We start from the raw sequence: 827 nt of genomic DNA, 5'->3' as shown, positions 1-827 counted from the left end.
ATCAATACTATACTCATAAGTCCCATTACCGTTCTGTGGGTTAGAAATCGTAATCTCACCTGGAATAAAAGGCAAACCATTAGAATCACATCGAAGCTCATCTGTAATAGCAATATCTGCTGTGATTGAATTTGTATTCATAATATCTAAAGATTGCTCCTCTGCAGGGCATCCAAAAAGATCTGAAACCGTTATAAAGTGTGTACCATTAGAAACACCACTAAATGTTTGTGTAGAATTATTACTTGTTATAATCTGAGTACCTCTATCTAAATCATAGGTATAAGGTCCCTGACCTGCAGTTACTGTTACCAAAATAGAACCAAGATCTGTAGGACAAACCGGATTAGTACCCGCAATAGTAAATTCAATGGGAGTATATGGATTTACAACAACCGGATTAGTTTCTACAAAACAACTGGTATCCTGATCAGTAACTGTAATTATATATGTTCCTGCAGTAGTAAAACGAAATACGTTTGTTGTTGGCGGTTCTGGGGATAACAATTGAAAAGTAGGGTTATTGATACTGTAATCAAAGTTTCCTGAACCTCCGGTAACTACTACTTCTATTAATGCTATGAATTCGTCCGGATCAAAAGGCGGAGCCGTGGGATCATACTCTGGAGAATCTGGATCATTTAAATTAATATTGGGTTGATAATTAGGATTACACTGTAAATCTCTAACCAAAATTGCCGAAGCCGTAAATAGGGCTGGGTCATCAACTGTAACTGTTTGTCTATCGACACATTCTCCATCATAGGATAGTACCTCTACATCATAGGTATCTGGATCTAAACCTGTAAAGATATGGTTCGGATCTG

1 protein-coding gene is annotated in these 827 nt (G+C 37.1%); it reads right to left on the bottom strand.

All coding sequences use genetic code 11. The features are described from left to right. Positions 1-827 (bottom strand): hypothetical protein (locus F0000_RS27490; RefSeq protein ID WP_149627882.1); only part of this gene is annotated, 827 nt, incomplete at both ends.

It is taken from the genome of Aquimarina sp. RZ0, from assembly GCF_008370685.1.
Classification (GTDB): domain Bacteria; phylum Bacteroidota; class Bacteroidia; order Flavobacteriales; family Flavobacteriaceae; genus Aquimarina.
Note: the sequence above shows the minus strand (reverse complement) of the source record. Positions and strands in the feature narration are given on the sequence as shown.